At 64.9% G+C, this 21,099-nt stretch carries 21 protein-coding genes; 11 read left to right on the top strand and 10 right to left on the bottom strand.

What is annotated here, in order from left to right:
* Positions 1-45: 45 nt before the first annotated feature.
* The 6 genes from recD to AB3X07_RS00880 all read left to right on the top strand — a co-directional run bounded on the left by recD (position 46) and on the right by AB3X07_RS00880 (position 4,579).
* The gene (gene recD / locus AB3X07_RS00855) at positions 46-2,001 is read left to right on the top strand and encodes an exodeoxyribonuclease V subunit alpha (RefSeq protein WP_369941901.1); all 1,956 of its coding nucleotides are present in this window, start codon (positions 46-48) and stop codon (positions 1,999-2,001) included.
* Between the two features lie 62 nt (positions 2,002-2,063).
* Entirely contained in the window at positions 2,064-2,777 is a 714-nt protein-coding gene (locus tag AB3X07_RS00860) for a hypothetical protein (protein WP_369941902.1), read from the top strand.
* Between the two features lie 93 nt (positions 2,778-2,870).
* Positions 2,871-3,152: a hypothetical protein gene (locus tag AB3X07_RS00865; protein WP_369941904.1), complete on the top strand. Its 282-nt coding sequence runs from the start codon at positions 2,871-2,873 to the stop codon at positions 3,150-3,152.
* Between the two features lie 218 nt (positions 3,153-3,370).
* A complete protein-coding gene (locus AB3X07_RS00870; protein ID WP_369941907.1) occupies positions 3,371-3,679 on the top strand; it encodes a hypothetical protein in 309 nt (102 codons plus the stop codon).
* A 13-nt stretch (positions 3,680-3,692) separates the two neighbouring features.
* On the top strand, positions 3,693-4,046 hold the full coding sequence (locus AB3X07_RS00875; RefSeq protein WP_369941909.1) for a hypothetical protein: 354 nt from the start codon (positions 3,693-3,695) through the stop codon (positions 4,044-4,046).
* Positions 4,047-4,252: 206 nt separating this feature from the next.
* A complete protein-coding gene (locus AB3X07_RS00880) occupies positions 4,253-4,579 on the top strand; it encodes a hypothetical protein (RefSeq protein WP_369941911.1) in 327 nt (108 codons plus the stop codon).
* A 263-nt stretch (positions 4,580-4,842) separates the two neighbouring features.
* On the opposite strand, the gene AB3X07_RS00885 is transcribed toward AB3X07_RS00880, so the two are convergent.
* On the bottom strand, positions 4,843-5,175 hold the full coding sequence (locus AB3X07_RS00885; RefSeq protein ID WP_369941913.1) for a hypothetical protein: 333 nt from the start codon (positions 5,173-5,175) through the stop codon (positions 4,843-4,845).
* Positions 5,176-5,435: 260 nt separating this feature from the next.
* Between AB3X07_RS00885 and AB3X07_RS00890 the strand changes: the two genes are divergently transcribed.
* Positions 5,436-5,984 (top strand): DUF805 domain-containing protein, encoded by a 549-nt coding sequence (locus AB3X07_RS00890; protein WP_369941915.1) that lies wholly within the window; start codon positions 5,436-5,438, stop codon positions 5,982-5,984.
* Positions 5,985-6,209: 225 nt separating this feature from the next.
* On the opposite strand, the gene AB3X07_RS00895 is transcribed toward AB3X07_RS00890, so the two are convergent.
* From AB3X07_RS00895 to AB3X07_RS00915, 5 genes are all read right to left on the bottom strand, one after another.
* On the bottom strand, positions 6,210-7,835 hold the full coding sequence (locus AB3X07_RS00895; protein WP_369941917.1) for a hypothetical protein: 1,626 nt from the start codon (positions 7,833-7,835) through the stop codon (positions 6,210-6,212).
* A gap of 172 nt (positions 7,836-8,007) precedes the next feature.
* Positions 8,008-8,454, bottom strand: a complete 447-nt coding sequence (locus AB3X07_RS00900; protein WP_369941919.1) for an HIT family protein — start codon at positions 8,452-8,454, stop codon at positions 8,008-8,010.
* A gap of 551 nt (positions 8,455-9,005) precedes the next feature.
* Positions 9,006-9,878 (bottom strand): hypothetical protein, encoded by an 873-nt coding sequence (locus tag AB3X07_RS00905; protein WP_369941921.1) that lies wholly within the window; start codon positions 9,876-9,878, stop codon positions 9,006-9,008.
* 129 nt (positions 9,879-10,007) lie between these two features.
* Positions 10,008-10,577, bottom strand: a complete 570-nt coding sequence (locus tag AB3X07_RS00910; protein ID WP_369941923.1) for a hypothetical protein — start codon at positions 10,575-10,577, stop codon at positions 10,008-10,010.
* A 225-nt stretch (positions 10,578-10,802) separates the two neighbouring features.
* Complete coding sequence (locus AB3X07_RS00915) at positions 10,803-11,627, bottom strand: restriction endonuclease (RefSeq protein ID WP_369941925.1); 825 nt, start codon at positions 11,625-11,627, stop codon at positions 10,803-10,805.
* Positions 11,628-11,916: 289 nt separating this feature from the next.
* On the opposite strand from AB3X07_RS00915, the gene AB3X07_RS00920 reads away from it, so the two are divergent.
* Positions 11,917-12,600, top strand: a complete 684-nt coding sequence (locus tag AB3X07_RS00920) for a DUF2306 domain-containing protein (RefSeq protein ID WP_369944860.1) — start codon at positions 11,917-11,919, stop codon at positions 12,598-12,600.
* A gap of 305 nt (positions 12,601-12,905) precedes the next feature.
* Here AB3X07_RS00920 and AB3X07_RS00925 read toward each other — a convergent pair whose 3' ends face one another.
* Positions 12,906-14,168, bottom strand: a complete 1,263-nt coding sequence (locus AB3X07_RS00925; RefSeq protein WP_369941927.1) for an alpha/beta hydrolase — start codon at positions 14,166-14,168, stop codon at positions 12,906-12,908.
* On the opposite strand from AB3X07_RS00925, the gene AB3X07_RS00930 reads away from it, so the two are divergent.
* Entirely contained in the window at positions 14,167-14,316 is a 150-nt protein-coding gene (locus AB3X07_RS00930; RefSeq protein WP_369941929.1) for a hypothetical protein, read from the top strand. The genes AB3X07_RS00925 and AB3X07_RS00930 overlap by 2 nt on opposite strands.
* A gap of 460 nt (positions 14,317-14,776) precedes the next feature.
* Here AB3X07_RS00930 and AB3X07_RS00935 read toward each other — a convergent pair whose 3' ends face one another.
* From AB3X07_RS00935 to AB3X07_RS00945, 3 genes are all read right to left on the bottom strand, one after another.
* Positions 14,777-15,208 carry a hypothetical protein gene (locus tag AB3X07_RS00935; RefSeq protein ID WP_369944862.1) on the bottom strand — a complete coding sequence of 144 codons (432 nt, stop codon included), beginning with the start codon at positions 15,206-15,208 and terminating at the stop codon, positions 14,777-14,779.
* 162 nt (positions 15,209-15,370) lie between these two features.
* The gene (locus AB3X07_RS00940) at positions 15,371-16,270 is read right to left on the bottom strand and encodes a type II toxin-antitoxin system RelE/ParE family toxin (protein ID WP_369941931.1); all 900 of its coding nucleotides are present in this window, start codon (positions 16,268-16,270) and stop codon (positions 15,371-15,373) included.
* Positions 16,271-16,545: 275 nt separating this feature from the next.
* Positions 16,546-18,654 (bottom strand): methyl-accepting chemotaxis protein, encoded by a 2,109-nt coding sequence (locus AB3X07_RS00945; protein WP_369941933.1) that lies wholly within the window; start codon positions 18,652-18,654, stop codon positions 16,546-16,548.
* 288 nt (positions 18,655-18,942) lie between these two features.
* Here AB3X07_RS00945 and AB3X07_RS00950 point away from each other — a divergent pair, with 288 nt between their 5' ends.
* Both AB3X07_RS00950 and folE read left to right on the top strand, forming a co-directional pair.
* Positions 18,943-20,292 carry an MFS transporter gene (locus AB3X07_RS00950; RefSeq protein ID WP_369944863.1) on the top strand — a complete coding sequence of 450 codons (1,350 nt, stop codon included), beginning with the start codon at positions 18,943-18,945 and terminating at the stop codon, positions 20,290-20,292.
* A gap of 153 nt (positions 20,293-20,445) precedes the next feature.
* Positions 20,446-21,048 (top strand): GTP cyclohydrolase I FolE, encoded by a 603-nt coding sequence (folE, locus tag AB3X07_RS00955; protein ID WP_369941935.1) that lies wholly within the window; start codon positions 20,446-20,448, stop codon positions 21,046-21,048.
* Positions 21,049-21,099: the final 51 nt, after the last annotated feature.

Raw genomic sequence — 21,099 nt, forward strand, 5'->3', positions numbered from 1 at the left:
GAGGGGTTGGGGTGAGGGTCCGTCCGCTCACGGAGGCCCCACCGCGTGAGCAAATCCAACCTGCTGGCAGCCCTGCATCGCAGCGGCACCCTTCGCACCCTGGACCACGCCTTCGCGCAAAGCCTGAGCCGCCTGGACCCGGAAACGCCCGATCCGGTCCTGGCCGCCGCCGCCTTGGCCTCGCTCGCCGTGGCCGGCGGCCACGCTGGCCTGGACCCGGCCCGCGCCAGCCTGCTGCTCGACCCGCGCGACGGTCCATCGCCCGCGCTGCCGGACCCGGACGACTGGCAGCGTGCCCTGGCCGCCTCGCGCTGGGTCGCGCAACCCGCGCCGGACGACGCGGCGGCCACCGACTGCCCGCTGGTGCTGGAACAGGGCCTGCTCTACCTGCGCCGCTACCGCGAGTACGAACGCCGCCTCGCGCAGGGCCTGCGCCGCATCGCCGCGCAATGGCTGCCGACCTTCGATGTCGCAGCGTTGGCACCGCTGTTCGCGCAATTGTTCCCGCACGCAATTCGCTCCGCACCCGATCACCTCGCCGACCGCCAGGCCCAGGCCGCCGCGCTCGCCCTGCGCCGCGCCCTGTTGCTGGTCACCGGCGGCCCCGGCACCGGCAAGACCACCACCATCGCGCGCCTATTGCTGCTGCGCATCGCGCAAGCCCAAGCTGCCTCGGCCCCCGCGCCGCGCATCGCCCTGGCCGCGCCCACCGGCCGTGCCGCCGAACGCATGGCCGAAAGCCTGCGCGCCGCCGTGGCGCGCGCACTGGACAACGGCATCGCCCCGGCCCTGGCTGCCGCCCTGCCGGCCGGCGCCAGCACCCTGCACCGCCTGCTCGGCGTGATCCCCGACCTGCCGCGCTTCCGCCACGACGCCGACAACCCGCTGCCGTTCGACCTGATCGTGGTCGACGAAGCCTCGATGGTCGACCTGCCGCTGATGTGCAAACTGGTCGAAGCGGTGGCCGACGGCACCCAACTGATCCTGCTGGGCGATGCCGACCAGTTGCCCTCGGTCGAAGCCGGTGACGTGCTCGCCGCGATCCTGCAGGCCGCCGGCCCGGGCGACGCGCTGCAGGCCGACGACGCGCAGGCGCTGCAGCCGCTGCTCGGCCCCACCCACGGCGTCACCGCCGGCGGCGGCCTGGCCGGCCATCGCGTGCACTTGCTGCGCGGCTATCGCCATGCGCAAGGCTTCGCCCTGGCGCCGCTGGCCGACGCCGTGCGCGCCGGCGACGCCGACACCGCCCTGGCCCTGCTGCGCGGCGGCGAGCTGGCCGGCGTGCACTTCCACGAAGACCACGACGACCCGCTCGTCGCCCGCCGCGACGCCCTGCTCGCGCACTGGCGCGCGCTGGCCGATGCCGAAGACCCCGCCGCCGCCCTGCGCGCGGCCGCGCGCCTGCGCCTGCTCAGTGCGGTGCGCGCCGGCGCGCAGGGCGCACGCGGCCTCAACGCGCGCATCGAACAACTGCTGGCCGACAGCGGCGGCGGCCCGCGCCGCCTCGGCGCCGCCTCGCCCTGGTTCCATGGCCGCCTGCTGCTGATCACCGAAAACAGCTACCGCCACGGCCTGTTCAACGGCGACGTCGGCATCTGCCTGCGCGACGCGCAAGGCGCGCTGGTGGCCTGGTTCGAAGGCGAGGGCGACGGCCAGGTCCGCGGCTTCCATCCCGCCGCCTTGCCCGCCCACGAAAGCGCCTTCGCCATGACCGTGCACAAGGCCCAGGGCAGCGAGTTCGACGAGGTCTGGCTGCAGCTGCCGGTGCGCGATGCCCGCGTGCTCAGCCGCGAACTGCTCTACACCGGCATCACCCGCGCGCGCCGCAGCCTGCACCTGGCCGCCAGCGAAGCGGTGCTGCGCGCCGCGCTGGCGCGGCATGCGGCGCGGATTTCGGGGTTGGCGTGGCGGTTGGGTGGGGTGGAACAGGCTTCCACACCGTCTTCGTCAGTACCTCAATCGGAAGGCCCGCCACTTCCCGTACAGGGCACATTGTTCTAGCCGATTCGCACGGGTACAACGTTGATCCGATCCACCTGCCGCGGCGTCATGGAAGTTGAGCGATGAAGGTATTTTTCGATCGTCATGCTGCATTGCTGGAAAAGGCATTGAATTGCAAGCTGCCCGAGGCAGACGCATTTTGGCTCAGGTGCGCCGCTCATGGCGACGGAGAAATCGTTGACTGGACAACTGCCAATATCGGCTCAATTTCGTTCTACGCCATGCTGATAGATGACGACTTCTATTCAGATGGGAAAAATGAAAAGCTGAAAGATTTTCTTGGCGCATTTGGTAAAAATAACATGCTCCAATTGAATAGGGAGAAAGCCATTGGCTTGAAGGGCGAGCTCAAAGAAAGCAATCTATATCTGGATGTTTGCGAATTGGCATCTTCGGATGCCCATGACATCAAGAAATTCTTGGGTAGAATTTTCAATTCAAAACTGGGCTTCCTGGTTGCTTCAAGGAACCCGATAGGCGTTGATGACATTGCTTCCATCAGTCGAGCCATCCTCAAAGAAACTAATTTGAATGATGTGCTAGGTGGCATAAAGGAATATGGCGATGTATTTTTTGGTCTTGCCATGGAGAGTGATGAAGTGACGAGAAGCCTGGTCTTTCTGGGGAAAAGGGGCCTGCTTCAAGAGCTTCCTGCTTTACAGGACGACTACCCAAATGAGGATTTTTCCAGCATTGAGGAGTCTATCGCGGTGTTTGGCGATAGGTTTGCTGGGAGATCTGAATTTTCGCGGTTGTACGCGAGTGGCGATCTCTGAAAGTAATTTCGCAACTTTCCCAAGGCGCCAGCCACGTCTAGATTTTAAAAGGCAGGGCGGGCAGGTCGTAGTGATCAAGAATGGTCTATCGAGATGGCACTGGATTTCTATTTATTTTCCAAGAAAACAGCAAGAACCGAATCTTTTAAGATTGATGGGGTGGACCTTCATTTATTCGAGAAAAGCTTTCTCGATTTGCAAAAAAGCACGGGTGTATTCATTGACCCATATGGTAGATGCAAGATTCACCCGGAACACCTGAGGATAATAGTAAGTTCGCTTGATGGTGTTCGCGGCGACAAGGTTTGTAGATTTATCGATTTCTTGAAGGAGGCTATTGATCAACATGAATTATTAATTGCAGATGGAGACTGAGTAATCGTCTTCCTAGTCAAGCATCATGCAAAGACGCCGCAGTTTCAAGCGGAAATTTTTACATCGAAACATATCGCTAAGAAAGGGCTTCGGCAATGAATTTTCATGATGCGTTGCTTCAAAGCCCGGAGGCAAAGTATCTTGAATTTGTAGATTTGACGGAATCTGCCAACCGACAACGGATTCAAGCCGCAAAAAAGTACCGAATGGAGTCTCGCGTGAAAGCGACCAAGGTTCGAGTCATCTTGGCAGTTGGCACATTGCTGCTGCTCGGCAGTTGGCTATGGATCGGCTTCGACAAGTACGTTGGAGACCACGAGGTTGGAAGCGCCTGGGAGCCATTCCTCAAGTCGCGCCCGACTTTGACCGTGCTCTTCACCAACCCCGCGCAGCAGGGGCTGGACAGGGATGCCTTCGACGCCATGGACGCGGCACGCCAGCAGGCATTCCGTGACTACTGCGCTATCCGCTTCGGCATCGCAGACCCGCATCGGTGCGAGCAAGCCGTCGAAGACCGGCGCCTGTAAAGACGGGAAACGCATGGACAGTTTCGACTTCTTTGTTGATAGCTTTATCGAAAAAGAGCAACGTGAGCGTTGGCGCTTCTTCAGGGCCAAAGGCTGGGCTAGAGTGCGTGAAAATCTGGGCCAACTTGAAAACCACTTGGATCAGAAGAAGACCATCCTCGTACAGAAGAATTCTTTCGAATTTGCAGCGCAGAAAATACAGGAATTCAAATTTTTGTCCGGGAAGTTGATTGATTTCAGGGTTGATGAATTGGTAGTACATCCGCCATTTCTGGATAGGGTGTCAAGCAACTCTCTATTGGTTTTTGAGAGGGAGAGAATCGCTTTTTATTTTCACGATGAGGGTTGGGTCTATTTCTGTCGATGATCAACGACAGAGCCAATAAGATGCGCAACTGAAGTGTAGTGCGGACCAATGATCCTGGGAGCGCACGATGCACGCGGCGGCTGCGCGCCGTCAGGACGGACAGTCTCGCGGCAGAGGTCCCGCTGTCAGCCGATCCCACCGGGAGGCACATCGCCATGGAGGACCAATGGCGTTAACCTGTCGAAGAATTTTTCAAAACAGATGCCATGACCCTTGCCAGACTCCAGCAAGTCAAAGCAACGATTGAAGACGTAGGCTGGACCATTGTGGCGCCAGAGGACGACATTTTTGAAGTTTTTGACAACCAAATAATTTGGACGATTCGCTATCGAGAAAGCGAAGTGTTTACGGAACTGATATTTCAGCTTGTCGCTGCTTTCGGTGGGAGAACCGAAAGACTGGCCGACTTGCTGTTCTTCAGGGTGGAGGGAGACTCCGAGCACTATTATTTTTACAAGATAAAAACCGATGATTGGAAAGCTGTCTTAAGTGAATTTAGAAGAAGGATTTCGTTGATCCCTCCGAATTCTTGAAGCGCATCGACAGCCCGCGCTTTGCGCTGGAGCGGGATGGGGGCTACACAGCGCATCGACAGCGTAACTGGGTAAGCGCTACTTCCAAGTGCGGCCGCAGGCCGCGTCTGGCAGCAACGCACACCGCGGCCATGCTGCCCGCGAGAGAAGTGGCAGCGTCGGCGCTACAGAATTGAATTTCGGTCATTCGGGTTTCGGCGTCGATCGGGACACTGCGTGGGATCGCAGGCAGAGTCATCGCCTGCGTCCCTGTCCCCTCGCACTCACCTGGCCGGGACGCGCCGGTACTCGTCGCTGCCGGTATTGAGGCGCCCATCGGCCTCGTCGATGGCGAAGTTCACCGTTTCGCCGTCGTTGGAGACCTGCAGCACGCCGTCCTTGTAGATGGCCGGGTAGCTCTCGGTCTTGGGCTTGCGGGTGAAGAACCGCGGCGTGGTGTTGCGCACCATGAACGACTCGCCGTTGCGCTCGATGTCGATCACGTCGTCCTGCGACTCCACGTTGACCCAGTGGCCGACGAACTTCTCGCCTTCCACCTTGGCGCACCCGGTCACCAGCAATGCCGCGGCCAGCGCGGCTCCCATCCACTTCGTCATCTGCAGCGCTCCGGTTTGCAAGTCGGGGCAAGGATGCGCAGTGCCGGATGTATGGGAGGTCAAAATGCCGAGGGTACGTCGCCTATGGCACAGTGCAGACCGGGAGGGCCGGCCGCCTTGCCATCCCGTCCGCCGCGTCCGCGGCACACCCGACAGCCCCATGTCAGGGTCCTGCCGTACCCGTGTCGCAGCGCCGTCGTCACCGGATGGCGCGATGCGGCAGGATGATGGCTGCACCTAAGCCTGATGCCGAGACGCCGATGTCCCTCGATGCTGCCCGACTGCACGCACTGCGCACCGCCCGCCACTGGTCGCAGGAGCAACTGGCCACGCTGAGCGGCCTGAACCTGCGCACCATCCAGCGGCTCGAATCGGGCGGCAAGGCCTCGGTCGAGTCGGTGCGGGCGCTGGCGGCCGTGTTCGAGGTACCTGCGGAGAGCCTGCTGGCGGGCCGCCCTGCGCCTGGCCAACCGGCGCTTGGCGCGATCCGCGAGGGCGTGCTGCGTGGCCTGGACTTCGGCGGCACCACCGCGCGGGCGGAGTTCTGGTGGTTCGCGCTCGCCGTGGCCATGCTGCTGGCCGTCGCGCAACTGCTCGCCGACGCGGCCGGGCCGCTGCCGGCACAGTTGGCCGGCCTGCTGGTGCTGCTGCCCTGGCTCGCGGCCTGCACCCGTCGCCTGCGCGATGCGGGACTCAGCCCCTGGTGGCAGCTGATCAGCCTGGCGCCGGTCGCCGGCATCCTGGTCCTTCTCTACCTGCTGACCTGTCCGACCAAGCAGGGCGAATCAGGCAAGGCGGCGACGAGCTGAGCCGGCATCGCCGGCACAGGGGCGTCGCCATGTCGTGACCCGAGCGAGGTCGGCTGGCGGCGGATAGTGAACCTGACCGGGCGTCGTCCCATCGTCGCCCGCTGCGCTCTGCGGGAATGGCGAGCCGACGTGCCAAGCCGCGGATTGCCGGCGATCGGGCGCTGATCGATCGCCACCGGCGGACGGATCAAATGCCTCCGTTTTCCTTTGCCCAGCGCGACGCGCTCAATGCCCGGCTTGCTCGCGCGCCTCGATCAACTGCCGGCGTTCGGGCTTATCCGCGCGCTGCGCCACCGCCAGCAGCTTCTGGTAATAGGCGCGTGCCTTGGCGCCGTCGCCGGCCTGCCTGGCGGCCGCGGCCGCGCCGTACAGCGACCAGAAGCGATTGGGCTCCTGCACCAAAGACGCTTCAAATGCCGTCAGCGCGTCGGCGGCCTGGCCCTGCGCCAACAGCATCTCGCCCAGCATTTCCCGGGCCGGCGCCAGCGGGCCCGGCGTGACCGAGGCCAACTGCGTCTTGTCCTCCAGATCGGCGGCCTGGCGCATGCCCGCCAGCGCCTCGGGCACATGCCCTTCCTGCAACGCCAGAATCGCGGCGACCGCGCGCCGCTGGATGTCGGTCTGCCCGGCCCAATAGTCCTCGCCCTGCTTGGCCAGCGTGGCGTGCAACTGGTCCAGCGACGCCATCGCCGCGCGTGCGCCGGCGCCGTCGTTCAGATGCGCCGCGCCCAGGCCGCGGGCGAAATAGGTGATCGAATCGGCGTAGGGAAAGCGGCTGGGCACGGCGTCGAGTGTGGCCGCCTGCGCCCAGTCGCGGCGCTCCAGCGCGTAGCGCGCGGGAATCGCGGCGCGCGCATAGAAGGCGGCCGAGGCCGGCGCCGCGCCGTTCGCCTTGGCCGGATCGAAGCGCGCGAAGACCTGCGCCGACGCGGCGGCCAATTGCCCCGCGGCCCGGTCCTGCCCGGTCTGCAGATAGCCGTAGATCATGTAGTCGCTGGCGTGCAGTTCGTCGGCCGGCTGGCCTGCGGCCCGCGCCGCAGCCGCCGAGGCCAGGTTGGTGTCGATGGACGCCTGCCAGTCGCCGATCCGGGTGAAGGTGTGCGACGGCATATGCAGCGCGTGCGGCGTGGACGGCGCGATCGCGCCGTAGCGCTGCGCGGCCTTCGCGGCGCGCGACGCCAGCGCCGGCTCGTCGTAGGCATGGATGATGTAGTGGGCCAGGCCGGGATGATCGGGATACTTGGCGAACAGCGTCTCCAGGATCGCGCCGGCCTTCAGCTGCTTCGCATAGGTCTTGTCGGCGGGATCGGCGGCCGCGGCCAGCGCCAGGGCGTAGAAGATGCGCGCTTCGGTGTCCTTGGGGTAGGCCGCGGCCAGCCGCTCCATCGCCTGCTCGTAGGCCAGCGTGCGCGCGTCCTGGTCCAGCCGGTCGGCGTCCACGTACAGATGCGCCACTGCCTCGAGATAGGCCCGCTCGCGCGGCGTCCTGGCCTGCAGCGCCCGCCCGGCGTTGACCGCCTCCAACCCCTGCTGCACTTGCGCGGGCGACTTGAACCCGGCGAACGGATTGCTCCAACTGCTCAGGGCGATGCCCCAATAGGCGATGGCGCAGGTGGGGTCCGCTTCCAGCGCGGCGCGGTAGCCGGCGATCGCCGGTCCGAACTGAAAGGAGTGCATCAACGCGACCGCGCGATCGAACTGCGGCTGCGCCGCCGCATTGCACGACGTCTGGAAGTGGACCTCGCCCAGCCGCTCCATCGCGGGGTGGTCGTGCATGGGGTCGTGCGCCGAGGCATCGGCCGCAGCCAGAGCGGCCAGGAAAAACGCGGCAAGAAAGCGTGTGGCGTTCATGACCCCTGACCCTTGAGAGACGGCGCTCGGCGCATCTTTCCCCTGTCCTGCACGAAAGTCCATTGCGCTGCACTTGGCAGGCACCAGCGCCGGCCCCGGAGCGCACAAGGGCCGCTCCTGGCGCATTGCCATTACGTCAGAACCGGCGGCAATCGGTCACGGGAGGAGAGGCTTACGGCAACGCAGCCCGCAGACGGGCCGCCAGCGCGATGCGCTGCTCGGTGGTGTAGGGCACTTTCCGCCCCCCATACAGCCCGTCGTTCGCGTAGCGCGGGAATACGTGCAGATGGTAGTGCCACACATCCTGATTGCCGGCCGGCCCGTTGTGTTGGCGCGTGGAGATGCCTTCGCAGCCGAAGGCGGCCAGCATCGCGTGCGCCAGGCGCCGCGTGGCGCGGAAGACCTCGCGGCCCAGCTCGTCCGGTATGTCCAGCACGTTCTCGTAGTGACCACGCGGGATCACCAGGCAGTTGCCTTGGATGCCGGCGTAGTGGTGTGTGGGCACCAGGGCGAACACGCTGGCATCCACCAGGACAACGGCCGATTCCGGCGCGGGCGAGGGCAGCGTGGCGGCGATACCGCAGAACGGACAGTCGTAGCCGGGAGGAGCGTGCTGCATGAGGCGCAACGGCGAAGAGCGCCCACCGCGGGGCGGGAACGGATTCTGTGGCGCGCTCTGGCTAGCCGTCAATCGGACAACGCGGTGGACTTGGAGCCGAAGCCCATGCTCCTAGGTGATGGTGGTCGGGGAAAGTGCACTCTGACCCAGTTTTCGGGGAAGAAGCGCACACTGAGTCCCCAGCTACCATCGGTCGGCAGAAAGTGAACCTGACCCCGTATTCCCGGCGAGGGTAACGTGGCCGCGATACCGCAGAACGGGCAGTCGTAGCCGGGAGGAGCGTGCTGCATGAGGCGCAACTGCGAAGACAACCCGCTGTGGGGCGGGAGCGGATTCTGTGGCGGGCTCTGGCTAGCCGTCAATCGGAGAACGCGGGTGGTGGACTGGAGACGACGTCAATGCCACCAGGCGATGGTGGCCGGGGAGAAGTGCACTCTGACCCCGGTTTCCGCCGGTTTCCGCCAGTTCCCCGCGTCCACGCCGACGCACTGTGATGGCTGGGTGAATTGCACTCTGACTCTCAGTTCCCAAAATTAATAAAAATTGTGTCGCTATTTCCGTTGGAGCGACTTCAATGCCTTGAGAAAAAATTCATTCTGAAAGATCATTAGTTCGATCCCCTCAGACGTGATTTTAGGGCCATCATGAAGCATTTGCTTATTTTCAACCAAACGATAATCTTCGTTATCTTTAGGCTGCCATTCGAGTTTATCAATCCATGCTACTAGATCGGAAAGAGCCGCTGCCTCGCGGAATGCAGCAAGAAAAAGCTCGAACGGAATAACATTAATATCAGAAACATCTGATGCTGCGCCTCCATAGCCAGACACTGTCACGAGGCCCCGGATGCTCCAATCCAAGCCTACTTCCATGCCAAGCGAATTAAGTATAGATTTCGGGTTGTCTTTGATCCACTTTACTTTCCTTTGGACTTGAATGACCTTGCGATGAATTTCCTTCTTTCTATTTAAAACCTCTCGAGGATCCCCGGGTTGAAGCATCGCGCGCATCTCACACACTAAAAAAATATGCGCTTGCTCATCCCAAAGTAATAGGTCAATCTCCTCCTTTTCTCCGCCAGACCGAAGCATGATGCCCGTTCTTGAGCTATTTAGAGTTAAGCCTTTGCTTTCGCCTAATTCGCGGAGCATCTCTTTTTCGAACGCACCGCTTTGTCTGTCAAAAGATCTAGGATGACGCCTTGCCTGAAGACTAAGTAAATTTCTCTCTATGTTTCCAGACAGCCAGAAGCTTGGCGCTATGAGGAGGCGACTGCAGCCCACTGAAATAAATGGTTGAAGAGCCGGGTCCGGTGAGCTTGTTCCTGATCCATAGGTCAATGCATCGACAAAAATACCGATGGTTTCATCCTGTAAAGAAGAAAGGACTTTAAGGTCCTTGATCAACGCAGAGCGATCGATCACGAGTACAAGATTTTCGTGGCCGCCTCCTCTGTGGTTTAGTCTGCGCGCTCCAAATTGAATTGCAACGAAGTGATATAGCAGCCTAACAGTCATGCTATTCAATAGAAGGTTGGTGCTGTGCCTGTCTCCCTATTCGAATTCCCAGTTCTCGGGGATGATATTCGGCTGCTGTGGTAAACTCTCTGCAAGTTCGTACGCAAAATCTCCATCGTATGTGTAATGCAATAGACGTTTTGATTTAGTAACGGATGCTGCAATCGCGTCGACGATCAACGGAACTACGTCAATACCTCTAAGCCAACTTAATATGATGGTGATGAAGCCAGGTACTTCTTGGCGCTGAACCGCGAGTAGCTCGAGTACTGCATGAGAAGGAGCCGAGTCCCTCTCCACGATAGAAATCTTGTATTCGCTTTCTCCAATATGTTCTATGGATGCACTCCCTGAATGGAGAGAGGCAACAAGCCGATGTGCACGCGAGAAATCTAAGCCTGCAAAATAGAGCCGCGAAGTCGTCTTGTAAAATTCTGGGATCACCTCGCGTGGAAGTCTAATTTCACCAAGCTCTTTGCACTCGTGGTTGAGACGTAAAAATATGTGCTTAAGTGAATACTTCGTTTGGTCCACTAGGTGGCCAAGTAATTGAGGCGATAGATCTTCTTCATCAAATAAGTTCCGTATGCAGTCTTCGGTTACCATCAGACAGTACCAGCGGCTTAGATAGAGGATGTCACTTGGAATTTTGACCGCCGAGAAGAATTGATCAAGCTCAGATTCTAATGTGGATAGAGGCATTGATTTCTTTGATAAGTTAGACGCGGTGAAAATCTGGGGTGCGCACATCTCTTTCATAAGAGTGGCAGCACCAAATGCTATTAAATATTCACATCGTTGCTGCTAGCCAGTAATGGAGATCGGGTTTACTTATCCACTTCCTCGACAGCGCGGGAACTGGCTGCAGCCAAGAAATGCCTCCCCCGTGCGCCTGTTGGTTCGCTGTACGAGTACGCTTCCGCATCGTCGGCAGGTGGGTGATTGAGAGGGGGTTTCGATATTCGAGCCGAGCGCCGGTTCGGTGCGGGAATCGGGATGTATTCCAAGAGCGCTGCCACGATGCGCCGCTTGGATCATGGTCAGTAGCTGCTCTCCGCCGATCAGCTCGATTGGCTTACCAAGCGCAAACCGCGCCGCATCGGCTGTGTATCCACCCACACAAACGATCTTCACCGCGTCCGCTTGGTGATGCGCCAGCAGCCCATACATCTCGCGTACGACGCTGACGCCGACCTGCTGCCGCTTCCACTGCTTGCACTGCACCAGGGTGCGGCGACCGTCCTTGCGCAGGATCAGGTCGATGCCGCCGTCGGCGCCGCCGAGGCCGGTTTCTTCCACGGCATAGCCCTGTCGGCGGAAGGCTTCGCCGACCAGCAATTCGAATTGGCGCCAGCCGCCGGCGGCAAGGCTCTCCAGCGTCGTTCGCGTGTCCAGCAAGCGGCGACGGTGGCGCGCCTTGAAGAAGGAGGCGAGCGCTGCCATCCAGCAGAGCAGCAGCAGGATCCACGCGAGGGGAGCGAACGCGCCTTCCGATTGCTGGGCGATGGCCTGCGACAGCGCACCATCGTGGCGGGAGAACCACCAAGGGATGCCGTCGCGCACGGCGAGGAACCCGGCGATGCCGGCCGCGATGCCTAACGGCCACGGCAACGCCGCCAGTGCGTCGAATCCTGTCTTTCCCCGTTTGCGTCCCATGCGACCCCCGTCCCCGGATCGACCATAGTCCCGAGCGCGGCGGCTGTCTGTAGTGGGCACTGTGTCGTCTACAAATCGAGACACGGGCCACAATATTGGCGGAAGCTGTCGATTCGCGACTGGCAGGCGGGTCGTACGCGCTGATCAGCGACGCGACGTTGGCGCAGCGCTCGCTCACCTGCCCGCCCATCGCCCGACGCCGCCTTCCATTGAGCCAAGCCATCCATGCTAGCGTCGCGCTGCCGAAGGGTCCGGCGTAGCGCAGGGACAGGGAATGAGCATCGAGTCGATGGATCGTCGCGCGCCGTTGCAGCGCACCAAGCCAGTCACGCGTCTGGCCTGGTGGCTGCTCTGGCTAGCCCTGGCCTTGTTCGCCGCCGAGTTCGTCCATTCGGTCTATCTGAAGTACGCCTCGCTGCAGTCGCCGGCCTATGCGATGTTCCTGACCCGGCGCGGTTGGCTGTGGTGCCATCTGGGGGGCGGCGCGGTCGGCTTGTTGCTGGGCGCGCTGCAGTTCGCGACGCAGCGCTGGCGGCGGTGGCCGCGGCTGCACCGTTGGGTGGGGCGGGTTTACTTCGCCGGCATGGCGGTGGCGATGGTCGGAGCGGTCGGCTTGATCGCCACGTCGCCGGCGCCGCTGTCGATCCGGCTGGCGTTTTCGGTGACGGCGCTGGTGTGGGTGGTCACGGCCTCGATCGGCTTGCGGGCGATCTTGCGCGGCCAGTTGTTGCGCCATCAGCGCTGGATGGTGCGGGCCTATCTGGCGACGTTGGCGCCGGTGCTGTTCCGGCTGACGCTTCCCACGGCGATCGGGTTGGGCATGACGCCGTCGCCGGGCCTGATTGCGCTGTTGCTGTGGGCCAGCTGGGTCGTGCCGTTGTCGGTGTATGGCGTGGGCCGCGCGGTTGCCGACGCGCGTTGCCGGCGAAAGCACCTGTCGCTGCTGCCGCGTGGAGCTGGTCTCGGCGCGTGAGGATGTCCAGGCGCATGGCGATATGCGCCAGTCTGCGAACGCCGCTGCCGGCATCGCAAGGCTGATCTGCCGACATCGTGATGCCTGAGCAAGCTGTCGCAAGCGCCCGCGCCTCCGCTGTCGCGTAGCTGCGCACAACGCGCCGTTACCGGCGTCGCCACTTTAGGTGTTGGCTCCAACAGCACGCAGTGCCCGCATCGCGCAGAAAACGCCGCCACGCCTGCGCCCAGGCGTGGCAGCCAGCGGGACGGACGATCGCAGGCGCCGGGGGAGGGAATGCGCCTGCGTTGTCGTCCGCCGCGACCTCAGCGGAGCTTGTCGAACAGTTGCTGGCGCACGGCGACGACGCAGGCGTCTTCGGTCAGCAGGTGCTCGAAAGCGCTGTTGTCGCTGGGCTTGCCGGAGCCCAGGTCGAGCAAGGACACCTGGTTGCTGCCGCGCGCCTTGAACGCGGCGATGGCGGTGGTGGCGTTCTTCAGCGGCACGGTGGCGTCGTTGTCGGAACCGCACAGCAAGGTGGGCGTGCGCGGGGTCCAGGCGAGCAGGTCGTTGCGTTCCAGGTCGCGCAGGAACGGGGCGTTGGCGTTGCTGGCGAAGTCCTTGTAAAAGCCGGGCTGGAAGTACTGACGGATCTTGTCCACGCCAGGCAGGGTGTCGCCGAGCACCAGATCGGTCAGGCTCTGGTTGCCGGGGAACAGTTTCTCGACTTGCTTGGCCCACGGATCCTGGAACACCTGCGACGGGTCGAGGTAGAGGTTGTGGTATGTGTGCTGCATGCCGACGATGGCGTAGCTGGCCAGCACGATGCCGAAGGTGTTCTCGCCCACGGCGTTGTGGCCGCTCCAGCTGTCGCGGAAGGTCTGGCTGAGCGCGTATGGGCCGGAGATCGGCGCGCTGGCGACCAGGTGGAATTCGTCGGACAGGTGCGCTTCGATCTCGCGCTGGGTGGCCATGGCGGCGTGTCCGCCCTGCGAGAAGCCGGTCAGCATGACCTTGCCCGACAGCGGGGTATTGAGCCGCTGCAGCACCTGGCGCGCGGCGCGCAGGGCGTCGATGGTGGAACTGGCCTCTGACGCGGCGTGCAGGTAGGGGTGGAACGGGTAGGTGGACTGGCCGATACCGAGGTAGTCGCTGCTGACCACCACGTAGCCCTGGGTGGCGAGGTGGGTGACCATGGTGTCGTCGCCCTTGGCATCGCGGATTTCCTTGGCCTGTTCGGCGCGGCGCAGCGATTCGGTGCCCTGGCTGTAGCTCACCAGCGGGAACGGCCCGGTGCATTGGCTGCCGCCCGGCACCAGCAGCGCGGCGGAGGCGGTGGCGGGCTCGCCGTCGACGCCGATGGTGGCGTAGGTGAACTCGGCGACGCGCACGTCGCACTTGGCCTGGTCGGTGGATTGGTCGTTGACCAGCAGGGTGCCGATCGCCTGGTGAGTGTAGCTGGTCAATACATTGCTCTTGAGCAGCGTGCCGCGCGCCGGTGCGGCCGACGCGGCCAGGGGCAGCAGTGCACCCGCAACGCCGATGGTGGACAGTACGCACAGCGCCAGCCGATTCCGCAGTGTGGCCATGAAGAACATCCTCGCGAGTGATCCCGGTTGCCGGGTGGGTGGGCGCGAACGCTACTCCGGCGTTGCGAATAGTTTTCTTACAGCGCGCGGCAATGTTTATCTGCAGTATGGATTCGCGCGGCAGACAGGCGAATATCGCGACACTTAGCGAAAACAAATCATGCGCTGCATCGGGGCGATAGCGTGCGGGGCGGCACGTCGCTGGCAAAATTCGCCTTAATTCCGCACGAATGCGATGGATTTCGGCATGCCCGCCAATGTCGAGATAAAATCGCGATGATGCCGGGTGTTTGATTCGGGGCTGGATCTTTCAGTATTCGATAATATCCATATCGAAATTATCGATACGTTGAGAAAAATATCCGATGCGCGTTGCACGCCGGCATGACGATCGCAGGCCATGAGTGCGCGGTGGCGACATCGGTGGCGAGCGGATATCGCCCGGCTCCGCCCTCGGTGATGACACCAGGGCCTGCGTGCGCCGCGTCTTCCTCGGATGTCCAGGCGGCGCGACGCAGCGCAGCGGCGCACAAAAAAGCCGGCGGCCCCATCGGGGCACGCCGGCCGGTGTGGCTGCCTGCGCGGCCGCGCAGGCCGGGCGATGCGGATTAGCGCACCTTGTACAGCACCGCGGCGCCGGGCTTGGGCTCGAACATGGGCACGGTCTGCTGCTTGAGCGCGGTGCCCTTGGCGTCCCACACCAGGGTCTCGGCGGGGTACTCCTCGTTGCGGGTCATGGCGTCGATCTGCTTCACGATCACGGTCGAGCCGGCCTTCACTTCGGGGTTCCAGGCGAACACGCCCAGCCTGCCGTAGAACACGGCCGGCGCGTCGGCGTCGAGGCGCCGGTCGGGGCACATGACCAGGCCGCGGTCGAGCATCACGCGCAGCGCGCCGACCGGTACGGCTTTCACGGTGGGCGCGGTGCGGTCGGTGCTGTGGCCGGGGCAGACGTTGGCCGAGCGGAGCAGCATGTCGTCCACCACTTGCCGGTCGGACTGGGCGAACGCCGGCGCGGCGAGGGCGGATAGCGCGAGCACCGCGAGGGAATGTTTCCAGGGCATGGGCGACTCCTTTCAATGGAGGAAAGACATCAACGGCCATCGCCGCGACGCGAAGAACGGGCCGCGACGGCGCGCGCAGACTCTAGCAACCGCTCCGGCGCCGATTGCAAAGCGGGCGTGAGGGCGCGGCGCGCGCGTTCAGCGATACGGGCCGGGGCCGCGCCAGACCAGTTCGCCGCGGCGGTAGACCTGCAGCATGGTGATGACCTGGCGGGCGTCGCCGATGCCCTTGAGTTCCGGCGAGTCCGGCGGCAGCGCGCGGCATTTGCCGGAGCTGCGGTCGAGGGCGATCTGCAGCGGGCAGACCATGCGGTATTCGGTGCCGGGCAGCAGGATGAAGAGTTCCTTCATGCCCTGCGCCTGCCAGGCGCGCAACTGGCTCTCGCTGCCCAGGTCGTAATAGACCAGATAGCCGCCGACCTCCAGGCTGGGTTGGGCGGCGTCCATGTCGTGGCGATTGCCGCGGCTGCTCGGGCCGGCGGTCAGGCCGTTGTTGTCCGGGGCGGTGTCGGTGTCGAGCGCGCCGGGCGGGCGGCCGGTCCAGGTCTGCGGTCGGCGCTCGGTCGGCGGCGGTGGGGGGCTGGGAGTCTGCGCCTGACTCTGGATCGGGGTGTCCTGGGCCGGCGCCGGCGTGGGCATTGCCGGTTGCGGCGTGGGCGTGGGCGCCGGGGTCTGCTCGGCGCCCTTGGTGGCGGTGTCGGTCGGCGGCACCGGGTCGTCGGATTGCGCGACCAGGGTGGATTGCACGGGCGTGGCGGCGCGCGCGGCGCGCCGATGGGCGGGGGCGTGGGCCGGCGGCGGGGTCGGTTGCGGCGGCACCGGGCGATCGGTGGGCTTGGTCTCGCCGATGAAATCCACCTTCATCCGGCTGCCGCCGGCCGCGCCCTGCGGCGAGGACATGGTCGGCTTGGCCGCGTACAGCAGCAGCAAGGCCATCAGCACGTGCAGCAGCGTGCTGACGGCCAAGGCGATCCAGCGCTGCCAGCGCTCGCTGCGGGTCTCGGCCCGGCTGGGCGCTCGGCTCGACGCGCGGCTCATGCCGTCGCGGCCGCGTCGGGGGTGCGGGCCTTCATGGGGTGTGCGCGGGGAAGGGCGAGCGTGGGAGGGCGCCATCCTAACGCGTACGCCGCCGGCTGCCGTGCCACGGCTCGCGCCGCCCGCCATCGCCCGACACCTCGCGTTCACGCGTTGCCGCGCGCGCCGGTGGGCCGGCGGCGGCACGGTCGATACGGAGCCTCGGGCGACCGAAGCCGGCCGGCGAGACGACAGGCCCGCGACGCGTGCGGCCCGCAGCGCCGGCCGCTGGCCCGCCCTCAGACGTGGGCGCCGACCTTGAACACTTCCACCGCCTGGGTGAGCTGCGCGGCGTGCTCCTCCAGCGCCTGCGCCGCGGTGCTGGCCTCTTCCACCAGCGCCACGTTCTGCTGGGTGGTCTCGTCCATCCTGGCGATGGTCTGGTTGACCTGTTCGATGCCGTGCGCCTGCTCGCGCGAGGCCGCGGAGATGTGGCCCATGATGTCGGTGACGTGCTGCACGCTGGCCACCACCTGGTCCATGGTGGCGCCGGCCTTGTGCACCAGCGCGGCGCCGTGGCTCACGCGTTGCACCGAATCGTCGATCAGGGTCTTGATCTCCTTGGCGGCGCTGGAGGCGCGATGGGCGAGGGTGCCCACTTCGGAGGCGACCACGGCGAAGCCCTTGCCCTGCTCGCCGGCGCGCGCGGCTTCCACCGCGGCGTTGAGCGCGAGGATGTTGGTCTGGAAGGCGATGCCGTCGATGACCGAGATGATGTCGGAGATGCGCTTGGACGCGGCCTCGATGCCGTTCATGGTGTCCACCGCCTGGCCGACCACGTCGCGGCCTTCGGTCGCCACGCCGGCCGCGCCCAGCGCCAGTTGGTTGGCGCGCTGGGCGTGCTCGGCGTTCTGCTTCACGGTGGAGGTCAGTTCCTCCATCGAGGCGGCGGTTTCCTCCAGGCTGGCCGCCTGCTGCTCGCTGCGCTGCGCCAGCTCCTGGTTGCCGCTGGCGATGTCCTCGGCGGCGAAGCCGATGCTGTTGGTGCTGCGCTGGATGTGGGCGACGATGTCGGTGAGCTGGCGCACGGTGCTGTTGGCGTCGTCGCGCATGGTCGCGAACACGCCGTGGAAGTGGCCGCTCATGCGCACGGTGAGGTCGCCGTCGGCGATGCTGCGCAGCAGGGCGGAGAACTTGGCCAGGTTGGTGTCGGCGGTGGCCATCATGGTGTCGAGGTTCTCGACCATGGTGCGGAACGCGTGCTCGAACTTCTCCGGCTGCCCGCGATGGGCGAAGTCGCCGGCGCAGGCGGCTTCGGCCAGCGCCTGGATCTGCACGTTGATCGCGTGCAGGTTCTGCTTCACCCGCTGCATGGCGGCGGTGATCGCGGCCTTCTCGCCGGGGTAGGGGGCGATGTCCTGGCTGAGGTCGCCGATCGCGTAGCGGCCCATCACCTCGGTGATGCGCAACTGGGTCTGCACGTGCGCGTCGACCAGGGCATTGGTGTCGGCGACCATGCGCCCGTACTCGCCGGGGAAGCGCTGCGCGTCCATGCGGTAGCTGATGGCGCCGGCGTCGTGGCGGGTGGCCATCTCGCGCTGCGCGGAGATGACCTCGTGCAGGCGCCGCTGCATCTGCTGCATCGCGCGCAGCAGCTGCCCGGATTCGTCGTTGGCGGTGGCGGTGTCGGGGCTGCCCAGGTCGCCGGCGCCGATGCGCTCGGCCAGGCGCAGCGCCTGCCGCAGCGGCAGCACCACGCTGCGGGTGAGCCCGATCGCGATGGCGGTGCCCAGCAGCAGGGCCAGCACGGTGCAGCCGATCATGAGCAGAGCGAAGCCGCGCGCGGTGGCCATCGCCTCCTTGGCGGCCTGGCGGTTCTTGGCCTCCTGCAGGTCGATGAAGGCGTTGATGCTGGCCAGCCAGTCGACGAAGGCCGGACGCGCCTGCTGCAGCAGCAGCGTGCGCGCCTGCGCGTCGTCGCCGGCCTGGCGCAGGCCGCGCACCTGCGCGATCAGCGGCATGGTGCGCTGTTCCACGCCCTGGATGCGCTGCAGGATGGCCTTCTCCCGCGGATCGGTGGAGGCGGCGAGCAGCGCGTCGAGCGGTTGCGCCGAGCGCCGGTAGTCCGCGGCCAGCTTGTCGATCAGTTGCTCGGTGGCCTGGCGGCCGGCCGCGTCGTCCAGCAGTACCACGTCGCGCAGGGCGATGGCGCGGTCGTGCACGCTGCCGCGGAAGTTGATCGCGTAGCGCTGCTTGACGCTGTTGACCTCGTTGATGGCGGTCAGGCGCCGGTCGATGCTGTGGACGCGCTGGATGCCGACCACGGTGAGCAGGACCATCAGCACGATGATCGAGAGGAAGCCGAGGGCCAGGCGCTGGCCGATGCGCAGATTCGAGAAGGCGTGCATGGAGGGGGAAGCCGGCGTAGAGAGGGGAATCCGGCGGTGAGTGGCGACGGAAGAGCGATCCGGTTGCCAGTGGCCGCGCGGTGTGCGGGAGCGCATGGATAGCGGCGTGCGGCCGGGGAACTGAAGCGCGCCGCGCTGCCCTCGCCGAATCCGAGGGTGGTACCAGGGCGCCTAGCGCCACCATTCCCTATGCCCGCTTCCCGATTCCCCGGCCGCCAGGTCGCCACGACAGGACGCTCGCACACGCCTGCCTATACTCGGCCGGTGTTCTCCAACCAGGCCGACCGCATGCAGCCTTCCTCTGCCTCCACCGCCGGCGCCGCGCCTGGCAGCCTCCGCCGCTCGGTGTCCAACACGCTCAAGGGCTCGGCCGGCAACCTGGTCGAGTGGTACGACGTCTACGTCTACTCGGTGTTCGCCACCTATTTCGAGTCGCAGTTCTTCTCCAAGGAAGACGCGAACGCCAAGCTCTACATCTGGGCGATCTTCGCGGTGACCTTCCTGATGCGGCCGATCGGCGCCTGGTACTTCGGCCGCTTCGCCGACCGCTACGGCCGCCGCCTGGCGCTGACGGTGTCGGTCTCGGTGATGGCGGCCTGCTCGTTCGTGATCGCGGTGACGCCGACCGTGGCCAGCATCGGCGCCGCCGCGGCGGTGGTGCTGGTGCTGGCGCGGCTGCTGCAGGGCTTCGCCACCGGCGGCGAATACGGCACCAGCGCCACCTACATGTCCGAGGCGGCGATCCCCGGGCGGCGCGGCTTCCTGTCCTCGTTCCACTACGTCACCCTGGTCGGCGGCCACGTGCTGGCGCAGGCGGTGCTGCTGGTGATGCTGCACTTCTTCGACAAGGGCCAGGTCTCCGAATGGGGCTGGCGCGTGGCCTTCGGCCTGGGCGGCGTCGGCGCGCTGGTGGTGTTCTGGCTGCGGCGCACGATGGACGAATCGCTGACCGCCGAGCAGATCGCCGCGGCCAAGCAGGGCGGGGCCAAGGCCTCCGGCTCGCTGCACGAACTGTTCGTGCACCAGTGGCGCCCGCTGCTGCTGTGCTTCCTGGTCACCGCCGGCGGCACCGTGGCCTTCTACACCTATTCGGTGACCGGGCCGAAGATGATCCAGACCGCGTTCGCCGGTGGCGACGTGATGGCCGGCACCGTGATCAACCTGGTCGCGCTGACCGTGCTGATGCTGATGCAGCCGGTCGGCGGCTGGCTGTCGGACATCGTCGGGCGCAAGACGCTGCTGGTGTTCTTCGGCATCGGCGGCGTGCTCTACACCTGGTTCCTGGTGATGGAACTGCCCAAGCAGAGCGACTGGCTGGCCGCGTTCGCGATCCTGACCGGCGGCTTCGTGATCCTCACCGGCTACACCTCGATCAACGCGGTGGTGAAGGCCGAACTGTTCCCGACCCACATCCGCGCCCTGGGCGTGGGCCTGGGCTACGCGCTGGCCAACTCGGCCTTCGGCGGCACCGCGCCGCTGCTGTACCAGGCGTCGTTGAAGACCGGCCATGTGAGTACCTTCGCCTGGTACGCCACCGCGGTGATCGCGGTGTCGCTGGTGGTGTACGTGTTCTTCCTGACCAACAAGGGCTCGAACTGGCTGGACCACGAGGGCGAGATGCACGCGCGTCGGCGCTGACCGCGGGCGGCGGCGCGGTGCCGTCCGGACGGACGGCACGAACGCTGAACGGAGCACCCGCGCCGGCGCGTGCGCCTGGCCGTCCCGGCGCCGTCCATGCGACGGCGCCGGGACGACTCGGGTACCATGCAGCCCCCTTACGGGCGTTCCCCCATGGCCGATTCAGACAAGACTCCCTCCTCCCCGGTGACCCAGGCGCAGGCCGAAGACGCCGTGCGCACCCTGCTGCGCTGGGCCGGCGAAGACCCCACCCGCGAGGGCCTGCTGGACACCCCGCGGCGCGTGGCCGAAGCCTACGGCGACTGGTTCAGCGGCTACCGCGCCGACCCGCGCGAGTACCTGATGCGCACCTTCGAGGAAGTGGCCGGCTACGACGAGCTGATCGTGCTGCGCGACATCGAGTACGAAAGCCACTGCGAACACCACATGGCGCCGATCATCGGCAAGGTCCATGTCGGTTACCTGCCGCGCGGCAAGGTGGTGGGCATCAGCAAGCTGGCGCGCGTGGTCGAGGCCTACGCGCGGCGCTTCCAGGTGCAGGAGAAGATGACCGCGCAGATCGCGCAGTGCATCCAGGACGTGCTGCAGCCGCTGGGCGTGGGCGTGGTGGTGGAAGGCGCGCACGAGTGCATGACCACCCGCGGCATCCACAAGCGCGGCGTCAGCATGGTCACCTCGAAGATGCTCGGCACCTTCCGCGAGGACGCGCGCACCCGCGCCGAGTTCCTGCGCTTCATCGACGGCGGCGTGCGCTGAGCGTGCCGTATGCGTTGCCGCGTTAACCCGTCCGCGCCGTCGCCACGCCCG

This window comes from Xanthomonas sp. DAR 35659 (genome assembly GCF_041242975.1).
Classification (GTDB): Bacteria; Pseudomonadota; Gammaproteobacteria; order Xanthomonadales; family Xanthomonadaceae; genus Xanthomonas_A; species Xanthomonas_A medicagonis.